A 15,916-nucleotide genomic window follows, 5' to 3' on the forward strand; every position below is an offset into this window, starting at 1 on the left:
ATGAGCCATATCGACGAAACCCTCGACTTTATCCCTGTTCGCATCGCGGTTCTGACCGTTTCTGACACGCGCAGCTTTGAGGAGGATCGCTCCGGCGCCACTTTGGTTAAAATGATCGAAGAGGCGGGGCATGTGGTGGCGGATCGCAAGATTGTCACCGACGACCGCCCGCTGATCCGTGACCAGCTCAAGGACTGGATCGCGGACGAAAATGTGGATGTGGTGATCTCCACCGGCGGCACCGGACTGACGGGGCGGGATGTGACGGTCGAGGCGCATCGCGATGTCTATGAGAAAGAGATCGACGCTTTCGGCACGGTTTTCACCATCGTCTCCATGCAAAAGATCGGCACCTCCGCCGTTCAGTCGCGTGCGACTGGCGGTGTGGCGGGCGGAACCTATCTGTTCGCGCTGCCCGGTTCGACCGGCGCGTGCAAGGATGCGTGGAACGAGATTCTCAAGCTTCAGCTCGACTACCGCCACAAGCCCTGTAATTTCGTCCAGATTCTTCCGCGGCTCGACGAACACAAACGCCGGAAGTGACCGGACGTTTCAGCTTCCGGTGCATCCGCGCGCTTCATAGGCCTGACCGCCACCGATGACGGAGATGGTCAGGGCCGAGCGGTCGATGAAAAACGGTTGCGCATTGGCGGGCACCAGATCGCTTTGCACCTCAACCGTGTCGCCGTTGCGTGTCATCTGTGATTCGGAAATCCAGATGGAGTGGTCAGGATGTTCGATTATGGCGACCACCTCGCCGGACATCTTCGGAATTTTGAGGGTCGCGGTCAGGCGCATTCCGTCGGAAATCGGCGTGGCGTCACAGATGGCATGTGTGATCTCGGTCGGGCGGTCTGCCAAAGAAATTTTGATCTGGTCGCTGAATGCACCCGTGCCATCGGAAGAGAGTGCCGCATTCAACTGCGCCTGAATCGGCACGCAGATATCGTTGCACACACCAAGGTCCATCGTTCCCTCAAGCCGGATTTCGCCCTGTGCATCGGGGATCAGCTCGACCGGCAGGATCAATTCGTCCTCATAGCCGAGATACCACATGCCATTGTCGGTGAAGAGTTCCGGCACGGGCCAGTGCAATTCTATATGGGACAGGTTTTTTGACGCCGAGAGGTCGAATGTGGGCGGGATGCCGCTTTCTCCGGGGCTGCGCCAATAGGTATGCCAACCGTCGGCGAGGCGTATGCGGATGGCGGCCATGCGGTGGCCGTTGTCCATCTGCCAGCCGGGCAGAATGTCGACCCGGGCCATGTCGGATGCCTCTTGTGCATAGACAGGAGCAGAGAGGCCGAGGGTGAGCGCGGTCATAAGTGGGGCAAAGATGCGTGTCATGGGCCCGATATAGGCACAGACCCTTTCAAGACAAACTCACATTTGGACGATCTGGCCGTGAAGACCCTGTCCTGTTGCGCTTGAGGCGCAATTTCGGCCCGTTTATCGCAAGAAAGTGAGCAAACGGGCATATGAAAAACGTGATGGACTCAACTTTCGGAAAAGGGACCCTACATCTGTTTCATGGGCCGGTGTGGCGGTTTTCGGTCAGCTTGTTCCAGCTTTCATGAAAAACGCGGGCGCGAAGCCTTGCACCTTGGGTCACATTGCGATGTGTTGGGAATATGGAACCACAATCTTCTGATCTGACAGGGAAGCTTTTGATCGCGATGCCGGGCATCGGAGATCCGCGTTTTGAAAATGCGGTCGTCTTTATGTGTGCCCATTCGCCGGAAGGTGCGATGGGCTTGATGATCAACAAACGCTCCGAAGAGATCGCCGTCGCAGATGTGCTGGATCAGCTGGAGATTCGTCCCAGCCCCGATATGCGCCCTCTGCCCGTCCACTTTGGCGGGCCGGTCGAAATCGGGCGCGGGTTTGTCCTGCACAGCACGGATTATGACGCGGATCATGCCTCTATGGAGGTCGGGGACGCCTATGCCATGACCGCCTCGCGCGACATTTTGCGGGATATGGCGCTTGGTTCCGGACCCTCCGAGCGGATTTTGTGCCTTGGCTATGCCGGGTGGGGGCCGGGGCAACTCGAAGGCGAGATTGCCCAGAACGGCTGGCTCAGCTGTGATGCGGCCCCCGAGATTGTCTTCGAGACACCCGATGCGCAGAAATGGGAAGCCGCACTTCTGTCTCTGGGAGTGAGCCCCGCGCTTTTATCCGGAGATGCCGGTCGCGCCTGATCCGGTCTGTGACGCAGCGTTCAGGTTGGGGGATGAACGGGGCTTCGTTACTCTTGGGTGAAACTGCGGTGAGGCCCGTCATGGCACAGTGACCCGCTCAGGAGGAGATCCCTATGACCTATCGCGCTCCGGTGTCGGATTATCAGTTCATTTTCGACCACATTGTCGATTTCTCTGCTGTGCTGAACAGCGAGAGTTTCTCGGATGTCGATCAGGACACGGTTCTGGCCATTCTCGAAGAGGCTGGCAAACTGGCAAGCGACGTGATCGCACCGCTGGATCGTGGTGGTGATTTGAACCCCGCGCAACTGGTCGATGGCGTGGTGAAAACCTCTCCGGGCTTTGCCGATGCTTTGGGGCAGGTGGCCGAAGGCGGATGGATCGGCATGTTGGCCTCGCCGGACAATGGCGGCATGGGCCTGCCCCTTACGGTTGGTACGGCGGTCAATGACATGATGTCGGGAGCCTGTTTGGCGCTCTCGCTCTACCCGCTTATGTGTCAGGGCCAGATCGAGGCGCTGGAACATCACGCATCTGATGATCTCAAGGCTGTGTATCTGCCAAAACTCGTTTCCGGTGAATGGTGCGGGACGATGAACCTGACGGAGCCGGGGGCCGGTTCGGATGTGGGCGCCCTGCGCACCAAGGCGGAGCGCAACGGGGACGGGTCATATAGCATCACGGGTCAGAAGATTTTCATCACTTGGGGCGACAATGATTTCTCCGAGAACGTCTGTCACCTCGTTCTGGCGCGACTGCCGGACGGTGCGCCGGGAACCAAGGGTATTTCCCTGTTCATGGTGCCGAAAGTGATCCCGAATGAAGACGGGTCTTTGGGCGAAAAGAACAGCCTGCATGTGGTGAGCCTTGAACATAAACTGGGCATCCACGGGTCTCCGACCTGTGTGATGGAATATGACGGGGCCAAGGGTTGGCTCGTCGGTGAAGAGCATCAGGGCATGAAATGTATGTTCACCATGATGAACAACGCGCGCCTTGGCGTCGGGGTTCAGGGCGTGGGCATTGCAGAGGCCGCGACACAAAAGGCGTTGGCCTATGCGCAGGACCGAGTGCAGGGCAAGTCTCCGCTGGGTAATGAAGGGGCGGGGATTATCGACCACGCCGATGTGCGCCGGATGCTGGCGACCATGCGGGCGGATACGTTCGTGGCGCGGTCTATCGCTCTGGCCTGTGGCGTGGCGCTTGATCTCGGGCGCACGGTTCCGGAACAGCAGGCGCGCGGTGCGTTCCTGATCCCGATTGCCAAGGCTTTCTCTACCGACATCGGGCATGAAGTTGCCCAGACTGGCGTGCAGGTGCATGGCGGCATGGGCTATATTGAGGAAACAGGTGCGGCGCAGTATGCCCGCGACGCGCGGATCACGTCGATCTATGAAGGCACCAACGGTATTCAGGCGATGGACCTTGTCGGGCGCAAGCTGATGGACGGGGGCGAGGCGGCCTTTGCCCTGCTCGACGAGATCGAAACCTTTGCCGAAGCCGCGCGGGCCATTCTTCCGAAACGCGCCATTGCGGTCTGGAACAGCGCCGAAACCCTGCGTGAAGGGTTGGAGACTGTTCTGACCCTGCCCATGAACGACCGGTTCGGCGTGGCGGTGCCGTTCCTGCGGGCCTTTGCGCGTGTTCTGGGCGGGTATTTCCATTTGAAAGCCGCGATTGCCGAAGGGGGCGACGGGCCACGCTCGCGTCTTGCGGCTTTCTACATCAAGCGTATGCTGCCCGAACACAGGGCTTTGCTGGCGCAGGTGCGTCTCGGTGCCCAAGATATTTATGCCTTGAGTCCAGAGGATCTGACAGTCTGATGTTTACCCCGATCCGCACGCCCTTCGAGCCGCCTGAAACGGGAGGCGTGGTGGAGGTTGCGGAGGGGGTGCTCTGGACGAGGATGCCTTTGCCGCCGCCTTTGGGGCATGTGAATGTTTATGCCTTTGACGAGGGCGATGGCTGGACCGTGGTGGACACGGGCGTGGACACAGGCAAAAGCCGCCGTCTTTGGTCGGAGTTCATGGCCGGACCGCTTGGGGGCCGCCCTGTCAAACGGGTGATCGTGACCCACCACCATCTTGACCATATCGGGCTGGCTGGCTGGTTGATCGCCGAACATGGCGCAGAGCTTCTGACCAGCCGCACGTCTTACCTCATGGCTCGGATGCTTCGGCTTGATGTACAGGAGGCCCCGACTGCAGAGATGCTGGCCTTTTGGCGCTCTTGCGGGATGGCACCGGAGATTTACGAAAAGCGCCTGAACGAGCGACCCTTTAATACCGCTGATGCTGTTCATCCCCTGCCTTTGGGCTACACCCGCTTGCAAGACGGTGACGAGATCGAGATTGGCGGACGCCTGTGGGACATTCGCACAGGCGACGGTCATGCGCCCGAACATCTGACATTCTGGAGCCGTGATGCGCAGTTGGTGATTGGCGGCGATCAGCTACTGGGCGGGATTTCTCCCAACCTTGGGGTATCGGCCACAGAAACCGAGGCGGACCCCGTGGGGGAATGGCTGGTGTCTTGCGAGCGTTTTGTGCCCCATGCCCGCGACACGCATCTGGTGCTGACCGGCCACAAGCTGCCCTATACAGGTCTGCCCGCGCGGCTGACCCATCTGATCGAGAATCACCGTCATGCTCTGGCGCGTTTGACCGAGGCCCTGTCGGAGCCTCGCACGGCTTGCGACTGTTTCGAGGTTCTGTTCAAGCGCCCGATCAAAGAGGGCGAATACGGTTTGGCGATGGTCGAGGCGATGGCCCATTGCCGCCATCTTGAGCGACTTGGGGTTGTGTCTGGACGTAGACGTGAAGATGGTGCCATCCTGTGGCAAACAGGAGAATGACCATGACCGATATGATCCGCACCACAGCCGAGGCGCATGAAAGCACCGCGCTGCCGCAAGCGCGGGTGGTCCATGCCGACCCTGACGCCTGTTCTGCGGAACAAAAGCCTCTGCCGGATGCTATGGCCCGCAAGCCGGTGGCAGAGAAAAGCGCTGCCGAATGGGCCTATGAACGGCTGATCCTCTACATCCAGAATTTCGAGGAACAGCTCGACAGCGAACATGAGATCGCGATGGGGTTTGCCGGCTCCGACACTGGGGTGATGCGAATTGAGGGAATCGGATTTTTCGACCCCGATATCGTGACCTTTTACGGAACCGATGCTGCGGGCACGAAAACCCAGCTGATCCAGCATGTCAGCCAGCTCAATGTGATGTTGCGGGCCTTGCCGAAACAGATCGAAGACAAAGCCCCCGCACGGATCGGCTTTCGCCTTGTGGCCGATCTGGAACAGGAGCAGGCAGCAGAACAGCCGGATGAGACAGCCAACGGGTGACAGACGCCTCTGAATCGTCTAATTCAATAGAAAATATCACAGGGGAAACGCACTATGGCTGAACACAAACACGGTGAAATGGATATTTCGGTTCAGGAAAAGACCTTCGACGGCTTTATCAAGTGGTCGATCGGTGTGGCCGGAGCCAGCATTTTCGTTCTGCTCATCATGGCCGTTTTCAACAGTTGATCTACTAAGGCCGGGAGCCGAAACTTTGCACATTTTGCATCGAGCCTTTTGGCTCCTGTCGCTTGTCGTTCTCACCGCATGTGGGGCCGCAGAACCCAAATGGGCGCCTGACGCCGATGTTGCGCGCTCGCATTATGTGCATGGCGCCCCCTATGAGCTGACATTGTTCACAGTGATCAACAACCGCCACGGTGGCGGGGGCCATAGCGCGCTTATGGTTAATGCGCCTTCCGAGCGGGTGATTTTTGATCCGGCAGGCACGTTCTATCATCCGCATTTGCCGGAACGGAATGATGTCCATTTCGGAATGAGCGATGCCGCCGTTGACTTTTACATTGATTACCATGCGCGGGTGAGCTGGCATGTCGTCGAACAGACGGTTCAGGTGAGCCCTGAAGTCGCCACGCTCGCTTTGGCCAAGGTGCAAGCCTATGGTGCCGTGCCCAAGGCCATGTGCGCCAGAAGCATCTCCGATATTTTAAGAAGTCTGCCCGGCTTTGAGGCGACGCCACATACGATGTCCCCCAAGAAGCTGATGAACTGGTTCGGGGAATTGCAGGGCGTGACCGAGCAAAAGTTTTATGACGACAGTCCGGATGACAATGGCCGGTTGGTGCAGGCCCCGCCCTTGCTGCTGGCACACGGGGGCGCTTGAGGCTTATCCCAGAAACGCGCCGAGGCCAAAGAACAGGCCCAAGCCTGTCAGGATCGCCCAGAGCACGTTCTTGGTCCAGACCCCGACAATGATCGTCACCGCCGCGCAAAACAAGCGTAGCGGGTCCGTCTCTGCCTTCGCGCCCAAGAGCATGGGGGCCACAACGGCGGGGAGAACGGCCACCGGCGTATAGCGCAAAAGACGCAACAGCCATGCGGGGAGGGGGCGGTCTCCGACGAGGCCAAGAAACGAGAAGCGGATCAGGAAAGTGCCCGCTGCCATCCCGAGGATGACGATCCAGATTTCTGTCGTGCTGGCTTCAATCATGCCGCATCCTTTCTTTTTTCCATCCAGACTTCGATCTGGGCCCCCACAACAAGTGCAACACATGCGGCCACCAACAGGCCGGTGCCGTAAGGCATAAAGCTCAAGACCAGCACAAGAACAACCGAGGTGAGCGCGGAGGCCATATGGGCCAGTGTTTTAAGCATAGGCGCAACCACGGCCAGAAATGTGATGGGCACCGCGAAATCAACGCCGATGTCAGAGGGGATGCGCTCGCCAAGCAATGCGCCGATCAGCGTGAGCGCATACCATGCAACGCCAATCGGAATGGCCGTGCCGAAGAAGTAGCCCAGTTTTTCGGACAGATTCATGTCCGGCTCTTTCTCGAACTTGATCGTCGAAAGCGCATAGGGCTGATCGTAGAGCATATAAGCCGCAAAGGCGCGGGTCAGGAGCGAGGCTTTGCCCAGATGCGGGGTGATGGATGCGGAATACATCCCCATACGCAGGTTCACTGCCAGCGCTGTGGCGAGAACGATCACAGTCGGGGCGTTTTCCGTCATGAGTTGAAGTGCTGCCAACTGTGCAGAGCCCGCGATCACGAGAATGGAAAAACCCATGACCTCCACGACATTCAGACCGGCCTGCGTGGCAATCGCGCCAAAAATGGCGGCAAATGGCCAGATGACGATGTGGAAGGGCAGGCCGTCCTTGGCCCCTTGAAGAAATTGCCGTGCAGCAGGTGAAGAAATCATAGAATCCATCGCTTTGAAGCCTGTCGCATTTCCCTTGTCTCGCAAGGTGAGTGTGAAAGGCCCTTTATATCAATTCGTCCGCTGCGTTTCGCAATTCCCGCGGTTCGGGTGTGTCGCAAAACGCGTGAATATCCGCGTCACTTTAAGTGTGCCGGAGATAGGGGGCCAATGACAAATTGTGAAGACGGGCTTTGCGAATGGTGAAGAGGCTGCAAACGTCGCTTAGTCGAATGTGCCGGTCACGCGTCCCAGCAGCATAAAGGCCCGTGCGGTGCGGCTGTCGGACAGGGCGGCGATTTCTTCATCCGAGGCGGTCTGTTCAAACTCGGCAAAGGTCTTGTCGAATTTGCGCAGGAAATGGTGCACCGCATCGCGGAAAATCGCATCCTGTTTCATCCGGGCCGAGGCCAGCGCCAGAGAGGAGCGGTCCCGAACACCGCCAAGCGCAGCAACGGAATGACCGCGCTCGCCCTTGGCAAAGCGGCGCCAGATTTCCGGTTTGGCGCGGTCGGGGCGCAGGTCGTCCATATAGATGCCGTCTTGCGACAAAAGCGTGAGCACGTCCTGGGCCGCATGGATCAGCTGGCTGACCTTGCGATCCGACAAAGCGCGGCGCAGCGCCCGGAAGCCTTCTTTGTCATCGGCGGTTTCCGGAAAGTTGAGTGCTTTGATGAAATCCGCAACCGACAGCGGCGGCGCAAGGCTTTCAGACGGGGTGCCAAGCGCGAGGGAGGCTTGTTCTTCCACAAGCGCAGGGGCCGGAATGGCGAGCTTGTCTTCCGCCGGTGTCTGCCCCGGACGGATCGAGGTGAAGGTTGCCAATGTGCTTTCGGTCTTGCGCTGGGCGGCGGCAATCTCTTCGAGCTTTTTCTCGACCGAGGCGCTAGCGGTGCCGCCATGTTGCTGCGCCAGATAGGACTGTCGCATGGCGGAGATGGCGGTTTGCAGGCGGCGGCTCTCTTCGCGCATGGTGACCGAAGCACGCACGGCAAGTGCGCCAACCCAGATCATCGCAACAGGCATGAAAATCGCGATCAGCATCATCACAAAGCGGATGCTGTCGAACTCGCTCGAACCTTTGCCGACAATCATGAAATAGCCCGCTGTCATGGCCAGCCACAACAGTGACAAGACCGCAGCGATCATCTCGGTTGCTGTAATTCTCGGCGCATCTTCGGGGCGTTGATAGACGCCGAGTTCTACTTTTTTCGGGCTTTCGTCTGCCAAGGGGGCCTCCACGACCACATTACCCGATTAGATATACTCTATCTTGAGGATTTCATAGGATTTAACGCCGCCGGGTGTGCGAACCTCGACGCTGTCACCTTCCTCTTTCCCGATCAGCGCGCGCGCCAGCGGGGATTTGATGTTCAAAAGGGAGCGTTCGATGTCGGCCTCATACTCACCAACGATCTGGTAGGTTTTTTCCTCATCCGTGTCCTCATCAACGATGGTCACGGTGGCGGAAAATTTCACGCTCCCCGAGAGCGTTTTCGGATCAATAACGTCGGTGAGCGAGAGTACACCTTCAAGTTCCTTGATCCGGCCTTCGATAAAGCTCTGCTTCTCGCGTGCCGAATGGTATTCGGCATTCTCCGAGAGATCGCCGAGTTCGCGGGCTTCCGCAATCGCCTGAATGATCGCCGGGCGCTCCACGGACTTGAGCTGTTTCAGTTCGGCGTTCAACGCGGTGTAACCCGCGCGCGTTATGAGAATCTTTTCCATCAACCCACTCATCTGCACGAAAAAAGCACGACAGGGGTAAATGCCCCCGTGTGCTTTGGTTATTACATTCTTGTCGAACTACCTGACCCGGAATGCGAGTCTATTGCAAGGGGGCTTTGTGGCCATGAGGGCGCAAATTTTGTTTGGAAAGCGATTCTGGCCGCTGTTTGCCGGTCTTGTGACTTGGTCGGCGGGGTTTTGCGCGGGAATTTGTGGGCTCAGCAGCGAGAGCGGGCCGCAATCCTCAAAGAACGCAACGAAAAACCGGAACATAAATTGACCCTCCCCTTGCTTCGCGGTTAGGTAGTCGGCGGAGCACCGCCTGAGCCAGGGAGAAATTAAATGTCGAATATCGAGCGTGAGGCGATGGAATATGACGTCGTGATTGTGGGGGCGGGGCCTGCGGGCCTGTCTGCTGCGATCCGGCTGAAGCAATTGGACGAGGACTTGAGTGTCGTCGTTCTGGAAAAAGGCTCGGAAGTGGGCGCGCATATCCTGTCTGGAGCGGTGCTGGATCCGGTGGGTCTGGATGCCCTGATTCCCGACTGGAAAGAAAAGGGCGCACCGCTGAACACCGAGGTCACGGAAGACCACTTCCATATGTTGGGAGAGGCCGGTTCAATCCGCATTCCCAATTGGCCCATGCCGCCTTTCATGAGCAACCACGGTAAATATATCGTGTCTATGGGCAATGTCTGCCGCTGGATGGCGGAGCAGGCCGAGGCAATGGGGGTCGAAATCTTCCCCGGCATGGCATGTTCGGAACTGGTTTACGGCGACAATGGCGAGGTCAAAGGCGTGGTCGCCGGTGTCTTCGGGCTGGAGCCTGACGGGTCCATCGGCGAAAACACCGAGCCGGGGATGGAGTTGTACGGTAAATATGTGCTGATTTCCGAAGGCGTGCGCGGGTCTTTGGCCAAAGAGATTATCGCGAAATACGACCTGCAAAACGGTCGCGACGTGCAAAAATTCGGTCTCGGCATGAAAGAGATCTGGGAGATCGACCCTGACAAGCACAAAGAGGGCAAGGTCTGGCACTCGATGGGCTGGCCTCTGGGATCAAATGCCGGGGGTGGCGGGTTTATTTACCACGCCGAAAACAACCAGCTTTATCTGGGCTTCGTCGTGCACCTGAACTACGAAAACCCCTATCTTTTCCCCTACATGGAATTCCAGCGGTTCAAACAGCATCCGCAAGTCAAAGCCTTGCTGGAAGGTGGCAAACGTGTCGCTTACGGCGCGCGCGCGATTTCCGAGGGCGGCTATCAGTCGATGCCGAAAGCGGCCTTTCCGGGCGGCGCTCTGCTGGGCTGTTCCGTCGGTCTGGTCAACGTGCCGCGGATCAAGGGCAACCACAATGCGATGCTTTCGGGCAAGGCCGCAGCCGAACACGTTGCCGGCGCGCTCAAAGAGGGCCGCGCGGGGGATACGCTTGAAGGTTACGAGATCGAACTGCGCGAGGGCGCGGTGGGCAAAGACCTCAAGCGCGTGCGCAACGTCAAGCCGCTCTGGTCGAAATTCGGCCTGACAGCCTCTCTGGCGCTCGGCGGTTTCGACATGTGGACCAACCACTTGTTCGGGTTCTCTCTGTTCGGCACGGTGAAACACGGCAAGACGGATGCTCAAGCAACGGGCAAGGCGGCGAAGTTCAAGCCGATCGACTATCCGAAGCCCGATGGGGTGATTTCGTTTGACCGTCTGACCAATGTGGCCTTCGCGGCGACGAACCACGAGGAAAGCCAGCCCTGCCACTTGAAGCTCAAGGATCCGCAGGTGGCGATTGATGTCGATTACAAGGAATTCGGCGGTCCGTCACAGCGCTACTGTCCGGCGGGTGTTTATGAATACCTGACCGAAGAGGGCCAGGAGCCGAAATTTGTGATCAACTTCCAGAACTGCGTCCATTGCAAGACCTGTGACATCAAGGAAACCAGCCAGAACATCACATGGACTGTCCCGCAAGGCGGAGACGGGCCGAACTATCCGAATATGTAACGGCAACGTGTTACGCTTGTTGATCAACGGGGGCCAAAGCGGCCCCCGTTTGCATTGCGGCTGCGGGGTTTGGGCGATAGGTTCGGACAGATACAGGCAAAATGTCCAAGGAGACGACAGGTGACACAACGCGCGCGCCGCATGATATCTGCCCTTACGGCCATTGGCCTTTTGTTTGGAGGTGCCGCAACGCTGGCGCCTGCGCCCCTTATGGCGGATGCCGGCCCCTATCTGGCGGCACGTCAGGCCACGATGGACCGTAGCTTTCAGGAACTCGCGAGCTATGCCACGCGTGCGCTGGCCTCCGATCCGCAAAATCCGGTTCTGCTCGAATCCGTGATTTCCGCGCATATTTCCATGGGCGACTTCGAGACGACCAAAGGTTATGCCGCACTTTTGAGCCAGATCGAACCCGGCAACCAGATCGCCGCCATGTCCCAACTGACCCTTTTGGTGAAAGAGGGGGACTATGACGGTCTCGTTGCCGCTCTCGAAGGCGGGCAAAGCATCAGCACTGTGGTGGATGGCCTGATGCTCGCTTGGGCGCATGTCGGTCAGGGGGATATGTCCGGCGCGCTGGAACTTTTCGACAATGGCGCGAACCTGAGCCAAGGGTTTGAGGATTTCGGGTATTACAACAAAGCTCTGGCGCTTGGCCTCGTCGGTGATTTCGAAGGGGCTTTGGAGGTTCTGACCGAATCCGGCATTCGGGAAACCCGATCTTCCGTGATCGCGCGCATCGAAATTCTCAGCCAGCTTGAGCGCAATGACGAAGCTTTGACCGTGCTGAACGACAATTTTGGCGAGGGGGAGTTGGACCCTGTGCTTGAAGGGCTTCGTGCGTCTTTGGCGGCGGGCGAGACCGTTCCTTTCACCGTTGTGCGCAGCGCACGGGGCGGGATCGCGGATGTGTTCTTTGCTGTGGCTGCGGCCCTCGATGGCGGGCTCGATGACGGCTATACCCTGCTCTACGCGCGGATTGCCGAGACGTTGCGCCCGAATGAGGCCAATTATGTGTTGAACGTGGCCACTCTGCTGGAGCGTTTGGGCAATTATGATCTGGCGACGGCAGCTTTTGACAGTATTTCACCGGAGGATCCGGTCTATCCGATTGCCAGCCTCGGACGTGCAGAGACCCTGCGTGCGGCGGGCAAGAGTGAGGCGGCGTTGGAAGTGCTGCGCCAGTTGGCGAAAGCCCATCCCGAGCTGGATGATGTGCATATCGCGCTGGGCGATGCCTTGCGCCGTGAAGAGCGTTATGCCGAGGCCGCGGAGGCCTATTCCGTAGTCATTGACCGCCATCAGCCCCCGACACGGGCGCTTTGGCCGCTCTACTTTACTCGTGGGACCTCTTATGAGCGTCTTGAGGAATGGGAAAAATCCGAAGCCGATCTACGTCAGGCCCTGGAACTCGAACCCGACCAGCCACAGGTGCTGAACTATCTGGGGTATTCGTTTCTGGAGCTGAAAACCAATCTGGACGAGGCGATGGAGATGATCCGCAAGGCCGCAGAGATGCGTCCGCAGGACGGTTACATCACGGACAGTCTGGCATGGGGGCTGTATCGCTTGGGGCGCTATGAAGAAGCGGTCGAGCCGATGGAACGCGCCGCCGAGTTGATGCCGGTCGATCCGATCATCAATGACCATCTGGGCGATGTCTATTGGGCGGTCGGGCGTGTGCGCGAAGCGCGTTTCCAATGGAAACGGGCCCTGTCCTTTGATCCCGAAGAGGACGAGGCCAACCGCATCCGGCGCAAGCTGGAGGTGGGGCTTGATCGGGTTCTGATCGACGAGGGCGAAGAACCGACGAGGCCGATCAATGACGGTTAAGGTCTTTGCTCCGGCCAAGATCAACCTGACGCTTCATGTCACGGGGCAGCGCGAGGACGGGTATCATCTTCTGGACAGTCTGGTGGCCTTTGTTGATCAGGGCGATCAGGTGACTGCAACGCCTGCGACGGTATCGGCGCTTTCCGTGACAGGTCCGTTTGCGCAAGGCGTGCCGACGGACAGTTCCAATCTGGTGATGCTGGCGGCCGGTCTGGCGGGCTTTCCCATGTCCCTGACTCTCGACAAACGTCTGCCGCCCGCTTCCGGAATCGGCGGAGGGTCTGCCGACGCAGCAGCGACTTTGCGCGCAGCCGCTCGCCTTGGGGCAAAGCCTGTGATCGCAGAGGGCGCACTGTCCCTCGGCGCCGATGTGCCGGTCTGTCTGGGCGCAAAACCAGTGCGTATGAGCGGGATCGGGGAGGCCTTAACACCGGTTTCCATGCCAGCTTTGCACATGGTTCTGGTCAATCCGCGGGTCGAGGTTTCGACGCCCGAGGTGTTCAAATCTTTGGAGAGCAAGACAAACGCCGCGATGCCGGAGGTCTTGCCGGACTGGCCCGATAGCTTGTCTTTCATCGACTGGCTGAGCACCCAGCGCAATGACCTTGAGGCGCCTGCTGTAAAGCGCGTGCCGGAAGTGGCAGCGGCTTTGGCGGCCTTGGCGCTTGCTCCGGGGGCGCAGATGTTGCGCATGTCCGGCTCGGGCGCGACCTGTTTTGCTTTGTTCGAAAATCGCTACACGGCGGACGCCGCAGCGCTGCAACTGGCGGACAGCAATCCGTGGTGGTGGGTGAAATCCGCGAGCACCTTGCCGGGGTGAGGTGCCGGACCAAGCCCGCCTCACGCCCCTCTCGCGTGCCCTTGCGAATATCGGCGTCGAATCAGCGCACGCGGGCGACGACGTAATCGGCGATGTCCGACAGCATTTCGACGATGTCGCTTTCGGGCAGGGCTTTCAAAGCGTCTTTCGCCTTGTCCGCCCATGCGATGGCCACGTCGCGGGTTTCTTCCAAAGCGTTGTGACGGTTCAGCAAGGCAATGGCGTGGTCCAGATCGCCGTCTTCCTGTTTGCCCTTTTCAATCGTCCGCACCCAAAAGGCGCGTTCTTCATCGTCGCTTTTCGCAACGGCCTTGATGACGGGCAGGGTGAGTTTGCGTTCGCGGAAATCGTCGCCGACATTCTTGCCGGTTTGATCCGACCCCCAGTAATCCAGCAAATCATCCACGATTTGGAAGGAAATGCCGAGCGCATCGCCATAATCGAACAGGGCTTTGATGACGGTTTCATCCGCATCTGCCAGAACGCCGCCGACTTCGGTCGCAGCGGAAAACAAGGCGGCGGTTTTGCCGCGCACCACTTGCAGGTAGATGCTTTCGTCGGTCTTGAGGTCCTGCGCTGCGGTCAGTTGCAGCACCTCGCCCTCGGCAATCGTTGCGGACGCGTTGGACAGGATTTTCAGGACGCGCATGTTGTCGGCATCTGTCATCAACTGGAACGCGCGGGCAAAGAGATAGTCGCCGACCAGAATTGAAGATTTATTGTCCCACAGGAGGTTGGCCGTTGGGCGGCCTCGCCGTTGCGCGCTTTCGTCCACGACATCGTCATGCAAAAGCGTGGCGGTGTGGATGAACTCCACGGTTGCGGCAAGGTGGATGTGATAGGGGCCTTGGTAGCCACAGGCTTTCGCCGCCGCCAGCGTCAACATCGGGCGCAGGCGCTTGCCGCCCGCTTCGATCAGATGCGCTGTCACCTCGGGGATGCGCGGCGCATGTTCGGAGGACATCCGCTTGCGGATCAGTGCATTGACCGCAATCAGCTCTGCCGCCAGTGCGGTGGCCAGTCTTTCGTGCGGTTTGACAACGGCTTTTTCCAAACCCATGTGATGCCCTCGCGGTTTTCCCGGCTCGACAAACCTCACGGCCTGTCGTTAACTTGAATAATGAAGCAACTCCTACGCACAACCGACCCGACCCAGATCATCTATGCCAAAGCGCTCCTGTCTGGAGAGGATATAGACTGCTTTGAAATGGACGTCCATATGAGCATCCTCGAAGGAGGGATTGGCATATTGCCGCGCCGCCTGATGGTGCGCGATGACGACCTGCCGCAAGCGCGGCGTATTCTCAAAGATAATGACTTCGATCTGGAGGAATTGTGAGCGCAGAGGATGATCTGAGCCGGGATGCTTTTCTGGACGGGCAGATTCATGTGTTCCAACCGAAGCGCGGCTATCGTGCGGGGGTGGATCCGGTGCTTTTGGCAGCGGCGACGCCTGCGCGTTCCGGACAGACTGTGTTGGAACTGGGCTGCGGGGCCGGTGTGGCCTCCTTGTGCTTGCATGCGCGGGTTGCGGGTCTGAGCCTGACCGGTATCGAGGTGCAGCCGTTCTATGCCGCTCTGGCGCAACGCAACGCGGTGGAGAACGGCGCGGATATGACGGTCTGTATCGCGGATTTGCGGGATTTGCCGCATGATATCCGGGCGCGAAGTTTCGACCATGTTATTGCCAATCCACCCTATTACGAACGTGCGCGTTCAACGGCTTCTGAGGATGAGGGGCGCGATATTGCTTTGGCTGGCGAGACCCCCTTGTCGACTTGGGTCGATGTGGCTGCGCGCAGACTGGCTCCCAAAGGTTATTTAACCATGATCCAGAAGGCGGACCGCCTGCCGGACCTGCTTTGTGCTCTGGAGGGGCGTTTGGGGTCGGTGCGTGTGCGTGCGGTGCAGCCGCGGGTGGGGCGCGTGGCCGAGCTTGTGTTGGTGCAGGCGCGCAAGTCCGGGCGGGCGGCGTTCGCTCTGGAGCCGCCGCTGATCATGCACCAAGGGCTGCGCCATGAACGTGATGGTGAAAGTTATGCCGAAAATGTGTTGAAAATCTTGCGAAGCGGCGCAGATTTGCCGTGGTCGCGTTAAGGTTTGGGCA

At 58.9% G+C, this 15,916-nt stretch carries 18 protein-coding genes; 12 read left to right on the plus strand and 6 right to left on the minus strand.

The genetic code is table 11. The features are described from left to right. Positions 1-543 (plus strand): molybdenum cofactor biosynthesis protein B, encoded by a 543-nt coding sequence (gene moaB / locus BM152_RS13010; RefSeq protein ID WP_066600556.1) that lies wholly within the window; start codon positions 1-3, stop codon positions 541-543. Positions 544-552: 9 nt separating this feature from the next. Here moaB and BM152_RS13015 read toward each other — a convergent pair whose 3' ends face one another. Beyond that, the gene (locus BM152_RS13015; RefSeq protein WP_066600558.1) at positions 553-1,347 is read right to left on the minus strand and encodes a protein-disulfide reductase DsbD domain-containing protein; all 795 of its coding nucleotides are present in this window, start codon (positions 1,345-1,347) and stop codon (positions 553-555) included. Positions 1,348-1,631: 284 nt separating this feature from the next. Between BM152_RS13015 and BM152_RS13020 the strand changes: the two genes are divergently transcribed. The 6 genes from BM152_RS13020 to BM152_RS13045 all read left to right on the plus strand — a co-directional run bounded on the left by BM152_RS13020 (position 1,632) and on the right by BM152_RS13045 (position 6,396). Then, complete coding sequence (locus BM152_RS13020; RefSeq protein WP_066600561.1) at positions 1,632-2,201, plus strand: YqgE/AlgH family protein; 570 nt, start codon at positions 1,632-1,634, stop codon at positions 2,199-2,201. A gap of 113 nt (positions 2,202-2,314) precedes the next feature. Then, on the plus strand, positions 2,315-4,024 hold the full coding sequence (locus BM152_RS13025) for an acyl-CoA dehydrogenase family protein (protein ID WP_066600563.1): 1,710 nt from the start codon (positions 2,315-2,317) through the stop codon (positions 4,022-4,024). Further along, a complete protein-coding gene (locus BM152_RS13030; protein WP_066600568.1) occupies positions 4,024-5,055 on the plus strand; it encodes an MBL fold metallo-hydrolase in 1,032 nt (343 codons plus the stop codon). The genes BM152_RS13025 and BM152_RS13030 overlap by 1 nt, the downstream gene beginning before the upstream one ends. Before the next feature lie 2 nt (positions 5,056-5,057). Further along, entirely contained in the window at positions 5,058-5,552 is a 495-nt protein-coding gene (locus tag BM152_RS13035) for a DUF6173 family protein (protein ID WP_066600571.1), read from the plus strand. A gap of 54 nt (positions 5,553-5,606) precedes the next feature. Further along, on the plus strand, positions 5,607-5,741 hold the full coding sequence (locus BM152_RS13040; protein WP_066600573.1) for an aa3-type cytochrome c oxidase subunit IV: 135 nt from the start codon (positions 5,607-5,609) through the stop codon (positions 5,739-5,741). A gap of 25 nt (positions 5,742-5,766) precedes the next feature. After that, on the plus strand, positions 5,767-6,396 hold the full coding sequence (locus BM152_RS13045) for a hypothetical protein (protein ID WP_231730478.1): 630 nt from the start codon (positions 5,767-5,769) through the stop codon (positions 6,394-6,396). A 3-nt stretch (positions 6,397-6,399) separates the two neighbouring features. On the opposite strand, the gene BM152_RS13050 is transcribed toward BM152_RS13045, so the two are convergent. The 4 genes from BM152_RS13050 to greA form a co-directional block, all read right to left on the minus strand. Next, complete coding sequence (locus BM152_RS13050; protein ID WP_066600578.1) at positions 6,400-6,723, minus strand: AzlD domain-containing protein; 324 nt, start codon at positions 6,721-6,723, stop codon at positions 6,400-6,402. Continuing rightward, a complete protein-coding gene (locus tag BM152_RS13055; protein WP_066600708.1) occupies positions 6,720-7,436 on the minus strand; it encodes an AzlC family ABC transporter permease in 717 nt (238 codons plus the stop codon). Before BM152_RS13055 ends, BM152_RS13050 begins: the two co-directional genes overlap by 4 nt. Before the next feature lie 222 nt (positions 7,437-7,658). After that, positions 7,659-8,675: a hypothetical protein gene (locus BM152_RS13060; protein WP_074914309.1), complete on the minus strand. Its 1,017-nt coding sequence runs from the start codon at positions 8,673-8,675 to the stop codon at positions 7,659-7,661. A 15-nt stretch (positions 8,676-8,690) separates the two neighbouring features. After that, positions 8,691-9,161 carry a transcription elongation factor GreA gene (gene greA, locus BM152_RS13065; RefSeq protein ID WP_066600581.1) on the minus strand — a complete coding sequence of 157 codons (471 nt, stop codon included), beginning with the start codon at positions 9,159-9,161 and terminating at the stop codon, positions 8,691-8,693. A gap of 342 nt (positions 9,162-9,503) precedes the next feature. Here greA and BM152_RS13070 point away from each other — a divergent pair, with 342 nt between their 5' ends. From BM152_RS13070 to BM152_RS13080, 3 genes are all read left to right on the plus strand, one after another. Then, positions 9,504-11,156 carry an electron transfer flavoprotein-ubiquinone oxidoreductase gene (locus tag BM152_RS13070; RefSeq protein ID WP_066600583.1) on the plus strand — a complete coding sequence of 551 codons (1,653 nt, stop codon included), beginning with the start codon at positions 9,504-9,506 and terminating at the stop codon, positions 11,154-11,156. Positions 11,157-11,276: 120 nt separating this feature from the next. Continuing rightward, positions 11,277-12,989, plus strand: coding sequence for a tetratricopeptide repeat protein (locus tag BM152_RS13075; protein ID WP_066600586.1), 1,713 nt, complete (start codon positions 11,277-11,279; stop codon positions 12,987-12,989). Further along, positions 12,979-13,809, plus strand: a complete 831-nt coding sequence (locus tag BM152_RS13080; RefSeq protein WP_066600588.1) for a 4-(cytidine 5'-diphospho)-2-C-methyl-D-erythritol kinase — start codon at positions 12,979-12,981, stop codon at positions 13,807-13,809. The genes BM152_RS13075 and BM152_RS13080 overlap by 11 nt, the downstream gene beginning before the upstream one ends. 61 nt (positions 13,810-13,870) lie before the next feature. Here the strand turns inward: BM152_RS13080 and BM152_RS13085 are convergent, their stop codons facing one another. Then, positions 13,871-14,869, minus strand: a complete 999-nt coding sequence (locus BM152_RS13085) for a polyprenyl synthetase family protein (protein ID WP_066600590.1) — start codon at positions 14,867-14,869, stop codon at positions 13,871-13,873. Between the two features lie 60 nt (positions 14,870-14,929). Here BM152_RS13085 and BM152_RS13090 point away from each other — a divergent pair, with 60 nt between their 5' ends. Together BM152_RS13090 and BM152_RS13095 are read left to right on the plus strand one after the other, a co-directional pair. Next, a complete protein-coding gene (locus tag BM152_RS13090; RefSeq protein WP_066600593.1) occupies positions 14,930-15,148 on the plus strand; it encodes a putative signal transducing protein in 219 nt (72 codons plus the stop codon). Beyond that, the gene (locus tag BM152_RS13095) at positions 15,145-15,906 is read left to right on the plus strand and encodes a tRNA1(Val) (adenine(37)-N6)-methyltransferase (protein WP_066600596.1); all 762 of its coding nucleotides are present in this window, start codon (positions 15,145-15,147) and stop codon (positions 15,904-15,906) included. The genes BM152_RS13090 and BM152_RS13095 overlap by 4 nt, the downstream gene beginning before the upstream one ends. Positions 15,907-15,916 lie beyond the last annotated feature (10 nt).

The sequence above is a fragment of the Celeribacter halophilus genome, from assembly GCF_900114135.1.
Classification (GTDB): Bacteria; Pseudomonadota; Alphaproteobacteria; order Rhodobacterales; family Rhodobacteraceae; genus Celeribacter; species Celeribacter halophilus.